Annotated in this window: 17 protein-coding genes; 10 read left to right on the top strand and 7 right to left on the bottom strand. The window is 73.9% G+C overall.

What is annotated here, in order from left to right:
- Positions 1–77 precede the first annotated feature (77 nt).
- From WQO_RS19775 to WQO_RS19765, 3 genes are all read right to left on the bottom strand, one after another.
- Positions 78–956 carry a 5-oxoprolinase subunit C family protein gene (locus WQO_RS19775; protein WP_010055952.1) on the bottom strand — a complete coding sequence of 293 codons (879 nt, stop codon included), beginning with the start codon at positions 954–956 and terminating at the stop codon, positions 78–80.
- On the bottom strand, positions 953–1,648 hold the full coding sequence (locus WQO_RS19770; RefSeq protein ID WP_050992183.1) for a 5-oxoprolinase subunit B family protein: 696 nt from the start codon (positions 1,646–1,648) through the stop codon (positions 953–955). Before WQO_RS19770 ends, WQO_RS19775 begins: the two co-directional genes overlap by 4 nt.
- Positions 1,649–1,878: 230 nt before the next feature.
- On the bottom strand, positions 1,879–2,628 hold the full coding sequence (locus WQO_RS19765; RefSeq protein ID WP_029181832.1) for a LamB/YcsF family protein: 750 nt from the start codon (positions 2,626–2,628) through the stop codon (positions 1,879–1,881).
- A 120-nt stretch (positions 2,629–2,748) separates the two neighbouring features.
- On the opposite strand from WQO_RS19765, the gene WQO_RS19760 reads away from it, so the two are divergent.
- The 4 genes from WQO_RS19760 to WQO_RS19745 all read left to right on the top strand — a co-directional run bounded on the left by WQO_RS19760 (position 2,749) and on the right by WQO_RS19745 (position 7,178).
- Entirely contained in the window at positions 2,749–3,462 is a 714-nt protein-coding gene (locus WQO_RS19760) for an HD domain-containing protein (RefSeq protein ID WP_010055956.1), read from the top strand.
- A gap of 174 nt (positions 3,463–3,636) precedes the next feature.
- Positions 3,637–4,881, top strand: a complete 1,245-nt coding sequence (locus tag WQO_RS19755) for a PQQ-binding-like beta-propeller repeat protein (protein ID WP_029181833.1) — start codon at positions 3,637–3,639, stop codon at positions 4,879–4,881.
- Positions 4,882–5,066: 185 nt separating this feature from the next.
- Positions 5,067–6,320 (top strand): Cmx/CmrA family chloramphenicol efflux MFS transporter, encoded by a 1,254-nt coding sequence (locus WQO_RS19750; protein WP_167552068.1) that lies wholly within the window; start codon positions 5,067–5,069, stop codon positions 6,318–6,320.
- A 198-nt stretch (positions 6,321–6,518) separates the two neighbouring features.
- Positions 6,519–7,178 (top strand): HAD family acid phosphatase, encoded by a 660-nt coding sequence (locus tag WQO_RS19745; RefSeq protein WP_010055959.1) that lies wholly within the window; start codon positions 6,519–6,521, stop codon positions 7,176–7,178.
- Between the two features lie 9 nt (positions 7,179–7,187).
- Here the strand turns inward: WQO_RS19745 and WQO_RS19740 are convergent, their stop codons facing one another.
- Both WQO_RS19740 and WQO_RS19735 read right to left on the bottom strand, forming a co-directional pair.
- Entirely contained in the window at positions 7,188–7,478 is a 291-nt protein-coding gene (locus WQO_RS19740; protein WP_010055960.1) for a DUF4031 domain-containing protein, read from the bottom strand.
- Positions 7,475–7,846, bottom strand: coding sequence for a hypothetical protein (locus tag WQO_RS19735; protein ID WP_010055961.1), 372 nt, complete (start codon positions 7,844–7,846; stop codon positions 7,475–7,477). The genes WQO_RS19740 and WQO_RS19735 overlap by 4 nt, the downstream gene beginning before the upstream one ends.
- Positions 7,847–7,974: 128 nt before the next feature.
- On the opposite strand from WQO_RS19735, the gene WQO_RS19730 reads away from it, so the two are divergent.
- From WQO_RS19730 to WQO_RS19720, 3 genes are all read left to right on the top strand, one after another.
- Complete coding sequence (locus tag WQO_RS19730) at positions 7,975–8,892, top strand: MurR/RpiR family transcriptional regulator (protein ID WP_029181834.1); 918 nt, start codon at positions 7,975–7,977, stop codon at positions 8,890–8,892.
- A 65-nt stretch (positions 8,893–8,957) separates the two neighbouring features.
- Positions 8,958–9,938 (top strand): N-acetylmuramic acid 6-phosphate etherase, encoded by a 981-nt coding sequence (gene murQ, locus WQO_RS19725; RefSeq protein WP_010055965.1) that lies wholly within the window; start codon positions 8,958–8,960, stop codon positions 9,936–9,938.
- 45 nt (positions 9,939–9,983) lie between these two features.
- Positions 9,984–11,552, top strand: a complete 1,569-nt coding sequence (locus tag WQO_RS19720; RefSeq protein ID WP_010055966.1) for a PTS transporter subunit EIIC — start codon at positions 9,984–9,986, stop codon at positions 11,550–11,552.
- A gap of 2 nt (positions 11,553–11,554) precedes the next feature.
- Here the strand turns inward: WQO_RS19720 and WQO_RS19715 are convergent, their stop codons facing one another.
- Positions 11,555–11,743, bottom strand: coding sequence for a hypothetical protein (locus WQO_RS19715; RefSeq protein WP_010055967.1), 189 nt, complete (start codon positions 11,741–11,743; stop codon positions 11,555–11,557).
- 179 nt (positions 11,744–11,922) lie between these two features.
- Here WQO_RS19715 and WQO_RS19710 point away from each other — a divergent pair, with 179 nt between their 5' ends.
- Both WQO_RS19710 and WQO_RS19705 read left to right on the top strand, forming a co-directional pair.
- On the top strand, positions 11,923–13,725 hold the full coding sequence (locus tag WQO_RS19710) for a PP2C family protein-serine/threonine phosphatase (RefSeq protein WP_010055968.1): 1,803 nt from the start codon (positions 11,923–11,925) through the stop codon (positions 13,723–13,725).
- Complete coding sequence (locus tag WQO_RS19705) at positions 13,722–14,171, top strand: response regulator (RefSeq protein WP_010055969.1); 450 nt, start codon at positions 13,722–13,724, stop codon at positions 14,169–14,171. Before WQO_RS19710 ends, WQO_RS19705 begins: the two co-directional genes overlap by 4 nt.
- Here WQO_RS19705 and WQO_RS19700 read toward each other — a convergent pair.
- Positions 14,137–16,563: an ATP-binding protein gene (locus WQO_RS19700; RefSeq protein ID WP_079055582.1), complete on the bottom strand. Its 2,427-nt coding sequence runs from the start codon at positions 16,561–16,563 to the stop codon at positions 14,137–14,139. The two genes, WQO_RS19705 and WQO_RS19700, sit on opposite strands and share 35 nt — an antisense overlap.
- Positions 16,564–16,719: 156 nt before the next feature.
- On the opposite strand from WQO_RS19700, the gene WQO_RS19695 reads away from it, so the two are divergent.
- Complete coding sequence (locus WQO_RS19695) at positions 16,720–17,073, top strand: PRC-barrel domain-containing protein (protein WP_010055971.1); 354 nt, start codon at positions 16,720–16,722, stop codon at positions 17,071–17,073.
- Positions 17,074–17,088: the final 15 nt, after the last annotated feature.

The following is a 17,088-nucleotide window of genomic DNA, read 5'->3' as shown; positions in this document are numbered from 1 at the left end:
GCCTGAGCGCGGCGGGACCCTCCCGGTCCCGCCGCGCTGCTGTGCGGGTACGGGTGCGGTACGGGTACGCGCCCGGCTCAGGCGCGGACGAAACGCAGCCGGGTCCCCGGCACCGCCTGCGCCGCCGCGGCGAGGGCCCGTTCGGGGACGACGCCGACGACCGGGTAACCGCCGGTCGTCGGATGGTCGTTGAGGAAGACGACGGGCAGGCCGTCCGGCGGGACCTGGATCGCGCCCAGCACCATGCCCTCGCTGGGGAGTTCCTCCGTACGGGACCGCTCCAGCGGCGGGCCCTCCGTACGCAGGCCGATGCGGTTGCTGCGCGGCGAGACCCGGTAGGCGGCGGTGAGGAGCGTACGGAGCGCCGCCCCGGTGAACCAGTCGTGGCGGGGCCCGGGATGGACCGGGAGCACCAGTTCGGCGGGGGCTCCCGGCCAGGGGACGGGGCCGGTGTGCGGCGGCGGGCCGCCCGACGCCGGTTCGCCCAGCGGGAGTTCGTCGTCCGCGCTCAGCGGGGCGGGCCCGAGCCCCGAGAGCAGGTCGGCCGAACGGCTGCCCAGCACCGGGTCCGGAACCAGCCCGCCCGCGAACGCCAGGTAGCTGCGGAGTCCGGTCCCGGCGGGGCCCGCGTCCAGCACCGCGCCCGCGGGCACCCGGACCGGCGCGCCCCACGCCACCGGCCGCCCGTCGACCGTCACCCGGCAGCCCGCCCCGCCGACGACGGCCACGACGGGCCGGTCCGGGCGGACCGCGCACCCGGTGAGGGTGGTCTCCAGGACGGCGGCGTCCGGAGGGTTGCCCACCAGCCGGTTGGCCAGCCGGGCGGCGCGCGCGTCCAGCGCCCCGGCCCGCCCGACCCCGAGGTGCGCATGGCCGGGGCGGCCCGCGTCCTGCACGGTGGTGAGGGCTCCGGGGCGTACGACGTACAGGAGGGGGCGTCCCGCGACCGGAGTCATGCGTCCGCCCGGCTGTCGGCCTGGCAGTCGCCCGCACGGGCAGCAGGCAGCGCGGCCGCCTTCCCCGCATCCACCGCTACGAATCTCACCGGTGTCCCCGGCACCAGCAGCGCCGCCGGTTCCCGGCCCGGATCCCACAGGGCCCCCGGGTCCGGCATCCGCCCGACGATCTGCCAGCCGCCGGGCGAGGGGCGCGGGTACACCCCCGTGTAGGGCCCGGCGAGGGCCACCGCCCCGGCCGGGACCCGGGTGCGCGGGGTCGTGCGCCGGGGCACGTGCAGCCGCTCGGGCAGCCCGGTGAGATAGCCGAACCCGGGGGCGAACCCGCAGAACGCCACCCGGAACGCGGTACGGGAGTGCAGGGCGGCCACCTCGTCGGCCCCGACGCCCCAGAGCGCGGCGACCTCGCCGAGATCGGGGCCGTCGTAGATCACCGGGACCTCCACCGGCTCCCGGTCCTCCCGGCGCAGCGGCTCCACCCGCCACAAGGCGAGTTCGCGGGCCAGCCGGTCCCGGGCCCCGGGCACGCGCTCCGCGATCCCGTCGAGCAGGACGGTACGGGCGGCCGGGACGATGTCGCGTACGGCGGGGAGTTCGCCACGCTCGCGACGCCTGAGCAGTTCGGCGTGGAAGGCCTCGGCGTGCTCGCCGTCGGCCAGCTCGACGAGCAGTGCGTACGGCCCGGCGGGCAGGACGCGCGGTGTGCCGGGGGCACCGGGGCTGCTGAGACCGCTCGGGTCGCCCGTACCGCATGCACTGCCCGCACCGCTGGGGCCACCGCCCGGACCGCCGGGGCTGCCCGAGTCGTTGGGGCTGCCCGAGTCGTTGGGGCCGCCGCCCGTACCGCATGCACTGCCCGCACCGCTGGGGCCACCGCCCGCATCGCCGGGGCTGCCCGAGTAGTTCGCCCCGCTCGCCCCGCTCACGCGAACGCCCGTACCGTGACGCCCGCTTCCTCCAGCGCCGTCCGCACCCGGCGGGCGAGGGCCGCCGCGCCCGGGGTGTCTCCGTGGACGCAGAGCGAGCGCGCCGGGACCGGTATCCGGCTGCCGTCCGCCCCGGTCACCGCCCGCTCGACGGCCATCCCGACGCTCCGGCGTACGACGTCGTCCGGGTCGTGCACCACCGCGCCCGGCTCGCCGCGCGGTACAAGGGTGCCCTGCGGGGTGTACGCGCGGTCGGCGAAGGCCTCCTCCACGGCGGGCAGTCCGGCCTCGGCCGCGTGGGCGAGCAGCCGGGACCCGGGCAGCCCGAGCACGGCCAGGCCGCCGCCCGCGAGCCGGACGCCCGCGACGACGGCGGCGGCCTGGTCGTCGTCCCAGACGGCCCGGTTGTAGAGGGCGCCGTGCGGTTTGACGTAACTGACGGTGGATCCGGCGGCCTCGGCGAAGACCCGCAACGCGCCTATCTGGTAGGCGATCTCGGCGGTCAGCTCGGCCGGCGGCACGTCCATCGACCGCCGCCCGAACCCGGCCAGGTCCCGGTAGGAGACCTGCGCCCCGATCCGTACGCCGCCGGCCGCCGCGGCGTCGCAGACCCGCCGCATCACGGAGGCGTCGCCCGCGTGGAAGCCGCAGGCCACGTTGGCGCTCGTGACACAGGCGAGGAGCGCGTCGTCGTCGGTCAGGGTCCAGGTGCCGAAGCCCTCGCCGAGGTCGGCGTTGAGATCCATCATCACGGGCGCACCGTAGGGCGGGTCCCGGCCGGGCGACAAGGGCCGGTCCGGTGGGCGGAACCCCTCGTGCCCCCTCACGCCCCTCCGCCCGGGCCCGTACGTCCTAGAGTCGCCCCCATGACGGACCACCACAGCCCCCACCCGCCCCACGGCTCCGACAGCTCCGACGCCGAGGCCGGTCTCCGGGACCGCTGGCACGACACGCTGGTGGCCGCGCGCGCCGGGGCGGAAGGACCCGATCCGCTGCCGTACGCCGAGAACCTCCTCGCCCGCTGGGCCGAACCGCAGCGCCGGTACCACACGACCGCCCACCTGAGCACGGTCCTGGACCGGGTCGACACGCTGGCCGACCACGCCGACGACGTCCACGCGGTGCGGCTCGCCGCCTGGTTCCACGACGCGGTGTACCGGCCCGACCGGAGCGAGAACGAGGAGCGCAGCGCCGCCCTCGCCGAGCGCGCGCTGTCCGAGGCGGGGGTGCCGGACGCGGTGACGGAGGAGGTCGCCCGGCTGGTCCGGCTCACCGTCACGCACGACCCGGCCGACGGCGACCGCAACGGCGAGGTGCTGTGCGACGCCGACCTGGCGGTCCTGGCGGGCGGCCCGCAGGAGTACGGGACGTACGCGGCCCGGGTCCGGGAGGAGTACGGCTTCGTGCCGGACGAGGCGTTCCGGGCAGGCCGGGCGGCGGTCCTGCGGCAACTCCTCGATCTGCCGCGGCTGTTCCGTACGCCGTACGGCGCGGCGGAGTGGGAGGCGCGGGCCCGGCACAACCTGGCGACGGAGCTGGAGCTGCTGACCTCGTCCGGTACCGGTACCGGTACCGGCTGACGACGCGTCCCGCCCCGTAAATGTTCCGGTTCGTTCACGGTGTCGTCCCGGTCACGCCCTCGCCCGACCGGTGAGGCGCGCCGACCGCTAACGTCTCGCATCGCAGATGCACACACTCTGCAAAGTCAGCCCGTTCAACTTTCCGCTCAGACAACTCCACGGGGGTACGGCGAAATGTCCAAGGGACTCGGCACGACGGTCGGCAGAACTTCCCGGCGGCGAATGCTGCGACTGGCCGGGGGCGGTCTCACGATGGCGGTCCTCGGAGCCGGCCTGACCGGCTGCGAGGACGAGCTCGCGACCGGCGGCGAGGGCAGCACCCCGCCGCCGCGCGGCAAGTCCCCCGGAGACGGCAAGGGCGACCAGGGAGGCAAGGACGGCGGGGCCCCCGCGCCGCTGTGGACGAAGTCGGTCCCGGCGCAGACGTACGGGGACAACGACGAGCTGGTGACCGTGGACGGTGTGGTCATCGCGAGCGGCGATCCGCTGGCCGCGCTCGACGGCGCGAGTGGCAAGGAGCGGTGGTCGCTGCCCGGCGGCGCGGTGCCCGGTGCGCCGCTGCTGCTCGGCAACGGCACGCTGTACCTGGCCAGCGGTCAGTACGACGGCAACGTCATCGGTTACGTACCGGGGTCCGGCAAGGAGACCTGGCGCAGCCACCTCGGCAAGGAGTACCGGCAGCCCAGGCCGATCGCGGTGGACGGCGATCAGGTGTACGTCATCGCCGAGACCCTGGAGGCCGACGGCTCGTCCCGCACCAACGTGATCGCCGCGCTGAACAGCACCACGGGCAAGGTCGCCTGGAAGGAGCAGCGCGACCTCGGCACCCAGCAGAACGGCATCCACGCCGCCGTGCAGGGCCGCCATCTCGTCTACACCGACTTCAAGAACAACCTCACGGTCCGCGACACCGCCACCGGCCGGCAGGTGTGGACGCAGAAGACGACGAAGACGAGTTACGGGCCGTTCGTCGTCCACCAGGATCTGGTGATCGTCCCGCAGGGGCAGCGGCTCCAGGCCTTCGCGTTGTCCGACGGGGCCGAGAAGTGGTCCGTGGAGGCCGAGGAGTTCGCCCTGTTCCGGGAGCCGAGCCTCGTGGAGGGCGTGCTGTACATCGCGGACAGCGGTCGCACGCTGTGGGCTCTCCAGCCGGGGACGGGGAAGAAGGTCTGGCAGTCCACCGCCCTGAAGGACGCGAGCGCGCAGGTGCCCCGGCAGTTCGTCACGGCGGGCGGCACCCTCTACGCGGCCACCGACCTGGACCCGCAGGGCGGCGTCCACGCCTTCGACGCGAAGACAGGCGCCCTGCGCTGGACGTTCAACGACAGGTCCGGCGACCACCACGCCTGGCTGGTCGCCACCGACGGGACGCGCGTCTACGCCCTGCACGGCAAGAAGCTCCACGCTCTGCCTGTGTAGGAGCACGCGACGGGGCGCGCCCGGCCCGTGCAGCACGTGACGGAGGGCGCGCCCGGCCCGCGCGGCAGGCGCCCTGCATGACAGGGGTGTGAACAGGCGGTCCCTCCTCCCGGCGCCGGGGAATGCGGATGCGTTCTCCGGCGTTGGGACGAGTCATGCCCGACTCTCCCTCCCGCCGCGCGCCCATGCCCCTGGCCGTATACATTCTCGGCCTCTCGGTCTTCGCACTCGGCACCAGCGAGTTCATGCTGTCGGGCCTGCTCCCGCCGATCGCCGACGACATGAACGTGTCGATCCCGCAGGCCGGTCTCCTCATATCCGCGTTCGCCATCGGCATGGTGGTCGGCGCCCCGCTGCTGGCCGTCGCCACGCTGCGGCTGCCGCGCCGCACCACGCTCATCGCGCTGATCTCGGTGTTCGGCCTGGGCCAGATCGCCGGTGCGCTGGCTCCGACGTACGAGGTCCTCTTCGCCTCCCGTGTCGTGAGCGCGCTGGCCTGTGCGGGTTTCTGGGCGGTCGGCGCGGCCGTGGCCATCGCGATGGTCCCGGTGAACCAGCGGGCGCGGGCGATGGCCGTGATGATCGGCGGCCTGTCCGTCGCCAACGTGCTGGGTGTGCCGCTGGGGGCCTTCCTCGGTGAGCACCTCGGCTGGCGCTCGGCGTTCTGGGCGGTGGGCGCGGCCTCGGCGGTGGCCCTGGTCGGCGTGGTCACCCGCATCCCGGACATCCCGCTGCCGGAGAAGAAGCCCGAGCTGAAGCGGGAGCTGACGATCTACCGGGACCGGCAGGTCTGGCTGGCCATCGTGATCACCGCGCTCGCGGCGGGCGGGGTGTTCTGCGCGTTCAGCTATCTGGCGCCGCTGCTGACGGACGTGGCGGGCCTGGACTCGGGCTGGGTGCCGTGGGTCCTCGGCCTGTTCGGGGCGGGCGCGCTGATCGGCACGATGATCGGCGGCCGGGTCGCGGACGCGCACCTCTTCGGCGTGCTGCTGAGCGGGATCACGGCGTCCACGGTGTTCCTGGTGGCGCTGGCCCTGTTCGCCTCCAGCCAGGCGGCGGTGATCGCGCTGGCGTTCCTGCTGGGCCTGTCCGCCTTCTTCACCGCCCCCGCGCTGAACGCCCGGATGTTCAACGTGGCCGGGGCCGCCCCGACGCTGGCCGGGGCCACCACGACGGCGGCTTTCAACCTGGGCAACACGAGCGGCCCGTGGCTCGGCGGCACGGTGATCGACCTGGACTTCGGTTTCGCCTCCACGGCCTGGGCGGGCGCGGCGATGACGGCCCTGGCCCTGGCGGCGGTGGGCGTGGCGCTGCGCCTCCAGCGCGGTGGCGGCGCGGGCGGGACCGGCCGGTCGCGTTCGCGGCTCATCGCGAAGAGCGCGGCGGCTCGCGCCGGGCGCCCGGCGCGAGCCGATTCCTTCCCGTCGACGGGCGCGTGACTCCGTAACCCCGGGCCCATCCGACCGCTTTCGGCCGCCGCCCGGCCGATAGCCGTCGGGTCGCCGAACAGCAGCCGAAAAAGTCACTACCGACCAGTAGTGAGACGGTCACCTGCCCTTCATTATTGAGCGCGAGCATGACAAACCGTCGTCCGATCGACGCACGGGCCATCGCAGGTTTCCCACCCAGGAGTCCTCATGCATGCAGGCGCCACCGTCCAGCGCACCGCCGCGACGCTGACCGCGACGCTCGCCCTCGTCGCGATCCCCGTCACCTCGGCCGGAGCGACGGAGATGACGGCCCCGGCCCGCCCCGCACCCGTGACCCCCTCCGCGGTCCCCGCCGCCGCCCTCGCCGCGGACGTCGACTACGCCGCCTGGCGGCGGGACGTCGCGGCGGTCGTCGCCGAGGCGCGCCCCTGGATCGAGGCCCGGACGGAGAGCGCCGGGAGCGAGAAGCAGGCGATCGTCCTGGACATCGACAACACCGCGCTGGAGACGCACTTCCACCCGTTCTGGAAGCTGCCCACCCCCGCCGTGGGCGACGTCCGCGAACTGGCCCGCTACGCGGATGCGCGCGGTGCGGCCGTCTTCTTCGTCACCGCCCGGCCGGGCATCATCCACTCCCTCACGGACTGGAACCTGAAGCAGGCCGGCTACCCGGTCGACGGCCTCCGCGTGCGCAGCCTGCCCGACCTCTTCGAGGAGGTCAGCGCCTACAAGACCGAGCAGCGGGCGGAGATCGAGGCGAAGGGCTACAAGATCATCGCCAATATCGGGAACAACACCACCGACCTCGTCGGCGGCCACGCCGAACGCGGCTTCAAGCTCCCGGACTACGACGGCGCGCTCTCCTAGGGCCTCTCGTCAGGGACCGGAGGGGCGCCCCGCGGGCGCGGGCCGCCCCTTCGGCCTCCGCAGTCCGGCGGCCGTGAGCCGCCGGACCAGCTCCTTCGAGCCGACCTCCCGGGCCCCGGCCCGCACCGCGTCCGCGTAGTGCGCCTCCGGTACGTCGTAGTGGTCGCGCTCGAAGGCGCGCGGCGGGCAGCCGATCGCGGCGGCGAAAGCGTGCAGCTCCTCGAACGAGACATCGCTCACCAGGTGCGACCAGAGGCGGCCGTGTCCGGGCCAGGTGGGCGGGTCGATGTAGAGCGTCACCGCCGCAGCACCTCGCCGAGCGCCCCGACGGGCGCCACCGCCACGGCCGCCTTGGTGCAGACCCAGTGCGGGTCGGGCCCGAGCTCCGGCTCGACGTCCAGGGCGTGCGGCTCCTCCTCCGGCGAGCACGCGGGGCACAGCGGCCACCGCCCGTACCGCTCCAGCAGCGCGTCCTGGACGTCCTGGGCGACCAGCCCCGCGACGAACTCCGCGCCCTCGGGCCACTGCTCCACCCACCACCGGCGGTGCGTCACCGCGTCCTCGACCAGCGAGACGATGTCCGCCTCGGCGACGTCGGCCGCCGCCAGGTCGGCCATGACGAGGGCGCGGGCGGTGTGCAGGGACTGCTCCAGGGCGTTCAACTCCATGCCCCCATTGTGCGCCCGCGCGCAGAAGGCTCATCCGAAGATCGCGCCGCAACCCCCGCGGAAGATCCCGCCAGAGGTAGGGACCAAAGGGGGTTGACGGACCCGGAGGTTGAAAATATCTTTCAGATGTGACCAGTGAAGTGAAGGAAATTTTCAGCAGCGACTCGCCGCCGGCTCCGGCGGCCCTCGCCGCCAAGGTCCGGACCCTCGCCCCCTCCATGACCCGCTCGATGCAACTGGTCGCCGAAGCCGTGGCGGGCGACCCGGCCGGCTGCGCCGCCCTCACCGTCACCGGTCTCGCCGAGCGCACCGGCACCAGTGAAGCCACCGTCGTCCGCACCGCCCGCCTCCTCGGCTACCCCGGCTACCGGGACCTGCGCCTCGCGCTGGCCGGTCTCGCCGCACACCAGGAGTCGGGCCGGGCCCCGGCCGTCACCGCCGACATCGCGGTGGACGACCCGATCGCCGACGTGGTCGCCAAGCTCGCCTACGACGAGCAGCAGACCCTCGCCGACACCGCCGCCGGGCTCGACACCGTACAGCTGGGGGCGGCCGTCGCCGCCGCCTCGACCGCCCGCCGCATCGACATCTACGGTGTCGGGGCGTCCTCCCTGGTCGGCCAGGACCTTGCGCAGAAGCTGCTCCGGATCGGGCTGATCGCCCACGCCCACATGGACCCGCACCTCGCGGTGACCAACGCCGTGCAGCTGCGCTCCGGCGACGTGGCCATCGCGATCACGCACTCCGGCTCCACCGGCGACGTGATCGAGCCGCTGCGGGTCGCCTTCGACCGCGGGGCGACGACGATCGCGATCACCGGGCGGCCCGACGGTCCCGTGTCGCAGTACGCGGACCATGTGCTGACCACGTCCACCGCGCGCGAGAGCGAGCTGCGCCCCGCCGCCATGTCGAGCCGGACGAGCCAGCTGCTCGTCGTGGACTGCCTGTTCATAGGCGTCGCGCAGCGGACGTACGAGACCGCCGCGCCCGCCCTGGCCGCCTCCTACGAGGCGCTGGCCCACCGCCACACCCCGCGCACCCGCTGACCGTCCGCCGCCAGACCCGTACGCGTACGAGACCGAGCACCCCCGAGAAAGCTGAGCCGCACCTCATGACCTCCACCACCGACGCGAACACCGACACCGCCGGCGCCACCGGCGCCCCCGGGACGTACGGCGAGCTCCGTGCCCAGCTGGCCACCCTCACCACCGAGGCGTTCCGCCCCGAGCTGGCCGAGATCGACCGGCTGTCCACCGAGGAGATCGCGCGGATCATGAACGGCGAGGACGCCACGGTCCCGGCCGCCGTCGCCGCGCGACTGCCGCAGATCGCCGCCGCCATCGACGCCACCGCCGAGCGCATGGCGCGCGGCGGCCGGCTGATCTACGCGGGCGCGGGCACGGCGGGCCGGCTCGGGGTGCTGGACGCCAGCGAGTGCCCGCCCACCTTCAACACCGACCCGGCCGAGGTCGTCGGCCTGATCGCGGGCGGGCCCTCCGCCATGGTCACGGCCGTCGAGGGCGCGGAGGACAGCAAGGAGCTGGCCGCCGCCGACCTGGACGCGCTGAAGCTGACCGCCGACGACACCGTGGTCGGCATCTCCGCCTCCGGCCGCACCCCGTACGCGATCGGCGCGGTCGAGCACGCCCGCGCGCAGGGGGCCCTGACGATCGGCCTCTCCTGCAACGCGGACTCGGCACTCGCCGCGGCGGCCGAACACGGCCTGGAGGTCGTCACGGGACCCGAGCTGCTCACCGGCTCGACCCGGCTGAAGGCGGGCACGGCGCAGAAGCTGGTCCTCAACATGATCTCGACGGTCACGATGATCCGGCTCGGCAAGACGTACGGGAATCTCATGGTCGACGTCCGCGCTTCCAACGAGAAGCTGCGGGCCCGCTCCCGGCACATCGTCTCCCTGGCCACCGGCGCGCCCGACACCGCGATCGAGGCCGCCCTCGCCGCCACCGACGGCGAGGTCAAGAACGCGATCCTGGTCATCCTCGGCCAGGTCGACGGCCCCACCGCCGCCCGGCTCCTCACCGAGTCCGACGGCCACCTGCGCGCCGCGCTCGCGGCCGTACGCACCACCTGACCCACCCGGGTACCCCACCCCCCGCACAGCAAGGCACCGAGCACCATGGCCACAGAAGACAAGAACCGCGCCACCGCCGCCGCGATCCTGCCGCTCGTCGGCGGTGCCGCGAACGTCGCCTCCATCGCCCACTGCATGACCCGGCTCCGCCTCGGGCTGCACGACCGGTCCCTCGTCGACGACGAGGCGCTGAAGGCCCTGCCCGCCGTGATGGGCGTCGTCGAGGACGACACGTACCAGATCGTGCTGGGTCCGGGCACGGTCGCCCGGGTCACCCCGGAGTTCGAGCAGCTGGTCGAGGAGGGCCGCGAGGCAGCGCCGGCCCCCGGACCCGCTGGTCCGGCCGCCGTCTCGTCCGACGATCTGGCGGCACAGGGCGCGGCGATCAAGGCACAGCAGAAGGCGAAGAACGCCACCCCCTTCAAGCTGTTCCTGCGGAAGATCGCCAACATCTTCGTGCCGCTGATCCCGGCGCTGATCGGCTGCGGAATCATCGCGGGCCTCAACGGCCTGCTGGTGAACCTTCAGTGGCTGCCCGCCGTGACGCCCGCGCTGGCGGCGATGGCGTCGGGCTTCATGGCGCTGATCGCGGTGTTCGTGGGCTACAACACGGCGAAGGAGTTCGGCGGTACGCCGATTCTGGGCGGTGCGGTGGCGGCGATCATCGTCTTCCCGGGCGTCGCGAACATCGACGCCTTCGGCCAGACGCTCTCGCCCGGCCAGGGCGGTGTGCTGGGCGCGCTGGGCGCGGCGGTCCTCGCCGTGTACGTGGAGAAGTGGTGCCGCCGCTGGGTGCCTGAGGCGCTGGACGTCCTGGTCACCCCGACCCTGACGGTGCTGATCTCCGGCCTGGTGACGATCTTCGGCCTGATGTTCGTGGCCGGGGAGATCTCCTCCGCGATCGGTACGTTCGCCGACTGGCTGCTCTCCAACGGCGGCGCGGGCGCGGGCTTCGTCCTCGGCGGCCTGTTCCTCCCCCTCGTGATGCTGGGCCTGCACCAGGCGCTGATCCCAATCCACACGACCCTCATCGAGCAGCAGGGCTACACGGTCCTGCTGCCGATCCTGGCGATGGCCGGGGCGGGCCAGGTCGGCGCGGCGATGGCGGTCTACTTCCGCCTCCCCCGCAACGAGTCGATCCGCCGCACGATCAAGTCGGCGCTCCCGGCGGGTCTGCTGGGCGTCGGCGAGCCCCTGATCTACGGCGTCTCGCTCCCGCTGGGTCGCCCGTTCGTCACGGCGTGCGTGGGCGGGGCGTTCGGCGGCGGCTTCGTGGGCCTGTTCAACCAGCTCGGCGACACGGTCGGCTCGACGGCGATCGGCCCGTCCGGCTGGGCCCTGTTCCCGCTCCTGGACGGCAACCACGGCCTGGGCTCGACGATCGCGATCTACGCGGGCGGCCTGCTGGTGGGCTACGTCGCCGGCTTCCTGGCCACGTACTTCTTCGGCTTCAGCAAGGACCTGCTGACCGAGTTCAACGTCACCCAGGAACCGGCCGCGTCCACGATCGCCGCGACGGGCGGCGCGGCCCCTTCCACGACGCCCCCTGCGGCGGGCGGCCGGGACACCCCGGACCCCGGCCCCGACCCGGCGAAGGCCCCGGCGGGGGTCTGACCTCAGGCCCTGGCGCGGTTCGCGCCCCGGCCCGCCGCGGTCCGGGGCGCCCGCCCACAGGCGGGGCCCGGGAACTCCTGTGTCGGCAGCTGTACGTCGAACGGGGACGGCACGGTCAGCGGCTTGCCGAACGGCACCGCGTCCGTGTGCTTGCAGGTGCCCTTGCCGAGCAGGCCAGGTCGGGGTTTCACGGCCGCCCGCCGTTCCCTCACGGCGTCCCGCAATCGAGTGGTCGGGCACAGGCAGCACGCCCCTACCGCCCGGTACCGCCACCCCCGCCCCAGGAATGAATTCCGGCCCTCCGGTCATACTGGCCCAGGACAGACGACAGGCATCGGGCAACTCACGAACGGCACCGGAGGGCGGGAGCATGGTCGACGACGACACGTGGTCCGGCGCGTTGCACCGGCTCTGGCAGGCCGCTTCGCGGGCGGAGGAGGTCGCCGCGCTGGCGGACGACGTCTACGCGCCGCTCCTCGCCACCCCGGGCGTCCACCTCGTCGTGGGTACCCGGTGGGACGAGGACGCGACCCTGCGGTACATGCGGGCCCTCGGGGCGGACGGCGGCGCCCCGGTGATCGTCGCGACGGCCCGGTCCATGCCGGGGGCCGTCGTGCGTGAGCCGGACGGTGAACCGGTCCTGACCCGGTCCCCGGTCGGCGAGCTCGACGACGCGACGTGGCCGGAGGCGGAGTTCCTGCGGCAGTCGCCGGGGGCGTCCGTCGTGGCCTGCACCTTCCGGCTCGACCGGCGCGGCTGGGCGGGGCTCAGCGTCGCCGTGGACGCCTCGGCCGACACGGAGGTCGTCGCCCGCCGTGTGGCGCAGGCCGTCGACGTCATCGTCGCCTGCCACACCGGCATACTCCAGCGCGGCCGCGAGGCCCGCCGGGGCGCCGACGACGCCCTGCTCGCCGAGGCGTCGCTCCAGATGGACTCGTCGCTCGACGTCGAGGACACCCTCAGACGGGTGGCCCGGATCGCCGTCCCGGCCGTCGCGGACGGCTGCCTCGTCCATCTGCTGCGCAAGGACGGGCCCGAGTTCGTCGCCGCCACCCACGTCGCCGTCCAGCAGCAGCGCGCGCTGGAGGAGGCGGGCCGCGACGACCCGTGGCTGGCCGCGCTGCTCGCCCAGCGGGACGACGGCGACCAGGCGCTGTTCCTGAGCGGCGCCGCCCTCGACGGGTCCCCGTTCGTCGGTCCCGGTCCCGCCGGGGGCGGCCGGCACCCCACGGTGGTCAGCGTCAGCACCCTGCACGCCCGCGGCCGCGTCGTCGGCAGCATCACCTTCGTCTACCAGCGCCCCGAGGACCGGCTGCCCGACAGCGCCTTCCTCGACAGCCTCGCCACCCGCGCCGCCCTCGCCATCGACAACGCCCTGCTGTACGAGCTGCGCCGGCACGCCGTCCTCTCCCTCCAGGAACACCTGCTCCCCTCGCGGCTCCCGGCCGTCAAGGGCTGGGAACTGTCGGCGAGTTACGAGGTCGGCGACCCGATGCTCGACGTCGGCGGCGACTTCTACGACGCCGTGCCCCGCCCCGACGGCTCCATCGCCCTGCTGATCGGCGACGTCTGCGGACGCGGCGCGGAGGCCGCCGCCCTCACCGGCCTGGCCCGGCACACCCTGCGCACCCTCCTGGAGGAGGGCACCGACCCGGGCACCGCGCTGAGCCGCCTCAACCGGGCCCTGCGCCAGGAGGGGGCGACCCGCTTCCTCACCGCGGTCGTCGTGACGATGGCCCCCCGGGCCGACGGCACGGTCCTGCTCACCACGTGCAGCGCGGGCCACCCGCGGCCCCTGGTGCTCCGCGCGGACGGCTCCATCGGCGAGGTCGTCTCCGGCGGGCTGCTCCTCGGCATCCTGGACGACGTCTCGTACGAGAGCCACGAGGACTCCCTCGCCCCGGGCGACACCCTCGTCCTGTTCACCGACGGGCTCACCGAGTCCCGGGAGGCGGACGGCACGTACTTCGAGAGCGTCCTGCCCGGGCGTCTCTCCGCCCTGCGCGGCAGCGGCGCCGCCCACGTCGCGGAGAGCCTGGCCCGGCAGGCCAGGACCTTCCGCGCCTCCGGGCAGGACGACATCGCCCTGCTCGTGGCCCGCTGGAACGGCATCACGCCCTCCGACGGCCTGCTCCCCCTGGAAACCCTGCTCGGACAGGCGGCGTTGCGATGACCGGTGGCGGACTGATCCTCGTGGTCGAGGACTCGGAGGAGGACACCGAGGCCATCCAGCGCGCCCTGTCCCGCTCGCACCCCTTCCTGGACCTGGAGTTCGCCCCGCGCAGCGAGGACGTCCTCCCCCGGCTCCTGGACCCGGCCGCGCGCACCCCGGACCTGCTGCTCCTCGACCTCAACATGCCGGGCATGGACGGCCTGACGCTGCTGTCGAGCCTGCGCGCCCACACCACGTGCGCGTCGCTGACCGTGGTGGTCTTCACCTCCTCCACGGCCTCCGCGGAGGAGGACGCCTGTTACGCGGCGGGCGCGGACAGCTACATCTACAAGCCCGTCAACTTCGAGCTGTTCCAGACCGTGCTGCAGGGCGCGGTCGACTTCTGGCTGCCGCGCGCGGCCGACGGCGCGGTCACGGCAGCGCCTCCGGCGGCTCCTCCAGCGTGAACCAGACGGCCGTGCCGGGACCGCCGCCGCAGTCGGCGTCCGGTGCGGCGGCCGGGCTCTCCAGCCACAGCCGCCCCCCGTGCCGTTCCACGATCCGCTTGACCACGGCGAGGCCGACGCCCGAACCGCCGCCCCGCTCGTCGCGGCGGTGCAGCCGGCGGAACAGCTGAAGGACGTCCGCCTGCTGCCCGGCCGGGATCCCGATGCCGTTGTCCCGGACGACGAGAGCCGTCACCGTGCCCCCGTCCGCCCCGCCCTCGGCGCGAGCCTCGCCCGGCGCGGCGACCCGTACCGCTTCCACCCACACCCGCCGCTCCCCCGCACCCTCGTCCGCCGCGTACTTGGCCGCGTTCACGAGCAGGTTCTCCAGCACCTCCCGCAGCCGCTCCCGGTCCGCCCGCAGCCGGGGCAGGGCCGCCGGGCGCACCAGCGTCACCCCCTGCTCGGCCAGCCGGCCCCCGGCCACCACCAGCGCGTCGTCCAGCACCTCGTCCACCGACAACGCCTCCCGCTCCAGGCCCACCTGCCCCAGGCGCGAGAAGTGCAGCAGCGAGTCCAGCAGCCCGTCCATGCGCTCCGCGAGCCGCCGTACGGTGGTCAGCCGGCGCAGGGACGTCGTGTCCAGGACGGTCCCGGCGTCCTCGACGATGAACGCGGCGGCGTTCGAGATCCCCCGCAACGGCTCCTTGAGGTCGTGCGCCGCCGCGTGCGCGAACGAGTCCAGGTCCTCGTTCGTCCGGGCCAGCTCCGTGTTCCGCGCCTCCAGCGCCACGACCTGGCGGGTCAGCAGCCCCGACACCTCCCGCCACAGCTCACCGGCGACCACCCGCTGGGCCGGACTCCACGGCGCGCTCCGCCCCCGTACGGTCGCCCGGTAGACCGCCGCCGAACCGCGCGGGGTCAGCCGCTCACCCCCGGGGCCCGTACGCACCGGCCGGGACGGATCGGCCGCCCACTCCCGGGGCGCGGGCTGCTCACGACGCCACCAGGCCAGCAGGTCGCCGTCCCGGTTGAACGGGAGGAGCAGCAGACCTGCGGGGATCCCTTCGGCCTCGGCCTCCTCCGGCTCCAGGCCCAGCACTTCGGGCAGCCGGTCGCTGCTCCAGACCTCGCCGACGGAGCCGTCCTGCGCGAGCCGGGCCAGCAGACCGGACAGCGCGTCCGGCAGCGGCGCCCCCGCCGTCAGCGTCTCCGTACCCCGCAGCAGCACCGCCCCGTCCGCGTCGAGCAGTTCGACCAGGCCGGAGCCGGGCCTCACCAAGTCGTCCGGTGCCCCGGAGGTCAGCCGGGCCAGCACGGCGGCGAGCGACCGCCGGTTCCGGGCCAGCTCGTCCGCCTCCTCGCGCCCGGCGACGGCCGCCAGTTGCAGGGACAGCGCGATCCCGAAGAACTCGCACGCCGCCCGCACCTCGGGCGACAGCCGCCTCGGCTCGTCGCCGTGGCAGGCGATCAGCCCCCACAACTCCCCGTCGTGCAGCAGCGATACGGACATCGACGAGGCCACCCCGATATTGCGCAGGTACTCCAGGTGGTAGCCGGAGACCGTCCGCAGCACGGACGCGGAGAGGTCCAGCGGCTCACCCGTGTCCGCCCGCAGCTCGGGCACGAGCCCCGCCGTGCGGTCGTCCACATCGCCGATGACCCGGATCCAGTTACGGGCGTAGAGGCGGCGGGCCTGCGGCGGGATGTCGCTGGCCGGGAACCACAGGTCCAGCCAGGGTTCGCGCCCCTCGCTGCGGTCCTCCGCGATCACCTGGCCTGGCCCGTCCCGGCCGTCGAAGCGGTACGCCACCACCCGGTCGTAGCCGGTGAGCGTCCGGATCTCCCGGACGGCGGCCGCACAGCACTCGGTGACATCGGTCGCGCCCTGGAGCTTCTGCAGGGCGCGCCGCACCCGGGGGTAGAAGTTCTGGAACACGAACGGTCCGCCCTCGGCCCGGGGCTCGAACTCCAGGACCAGCAGATCCCCGTTCCGGTGCACGGTCACGTCGAACAGCCGGGGCCCGCGCTCACCCTCGCCGTCCTCGCCGTCCAGGGTCAGCGGCAGGACTCCGGAGGACGCCGGCCCCTCCTGCGGTGCGGCCGCGCCGGAGTCCGTCACGGCCTCCGCGCTCTCCCGGGCCAGCGCCCACTGCTCGTCACCGATCAGCTCCGTGACCGGCCGGCCCAGCAACTCCCCGGCCGCCCGGCCCAGCACCTCGGCCGCGTTCCGGCTGACGGTGTCCACGACGGCGTCGTCCCACCGTGCCGCGATCAGGGCCCCGTACGACTGGACACCGCCGAGCAGATGGATCGGCTCGCGCACACACTGCGACAGGTCGAATTCCTGGCTGACCCCGGCCTCGGCCGCGACCGCCCTGGGGGTGAGCCACCCTTGTACGTCGTCCGGCACCGTCTCTGCTCCGTCCCTCGGCTGCGCCCCCTCCTTCCTACCCCCTGGTGGTCGCACCAGGTGTAGGCCCCCTCTCCCCGGGCACTCGAAAGCCAGCGGAAACACCGAGGAAGCACCGCAAGAATAGGCGAGGCGACCTTCGCGAAAGGAGCCACAATGAGCGACTCCCTGTGGGGCTACCAGCCGTCGAGCGGTCACACCGCGGGCGCCGACCTGACCGGCTATGCGGTCGAGGCGACCGACGGCAGTATCGGAAAGGTCGACAAGTACTCCGACGAGGTGGGCTCGGCCTATCTGCTCGTCGACATCGGAGTCTGGATCTTCGGCAAGGACGTCCTGCTGCCGGCGGGCACGGTGAAGCGCATCGACACGGAGGACCGGAAGGTCTACGTCGACCTCACCAAGGAACAGGTCAAGGACTCCCCGGAGTTCGACCGCCACCAGCACACCGAGGACTCGGCCTACCACGAGCAGCTGTCCGCGTACTACACCGCGTATCGCATCCTCTGACGGAGACGCGCGTAC

This window comes from Streptomyces globisporus C-1027, assembly GCF_000261345.2.
GTDB classification, from domain to species: domain Bacteria; phylum Actinomycetota; class Actinomycetes; order Streptomycetales; family Streptomycetaceae; genus Streptomyces; species Streptomyces pakalii.
This window is presented reverse-complemented; position numbering and strand designations above follow the sequence as displayed.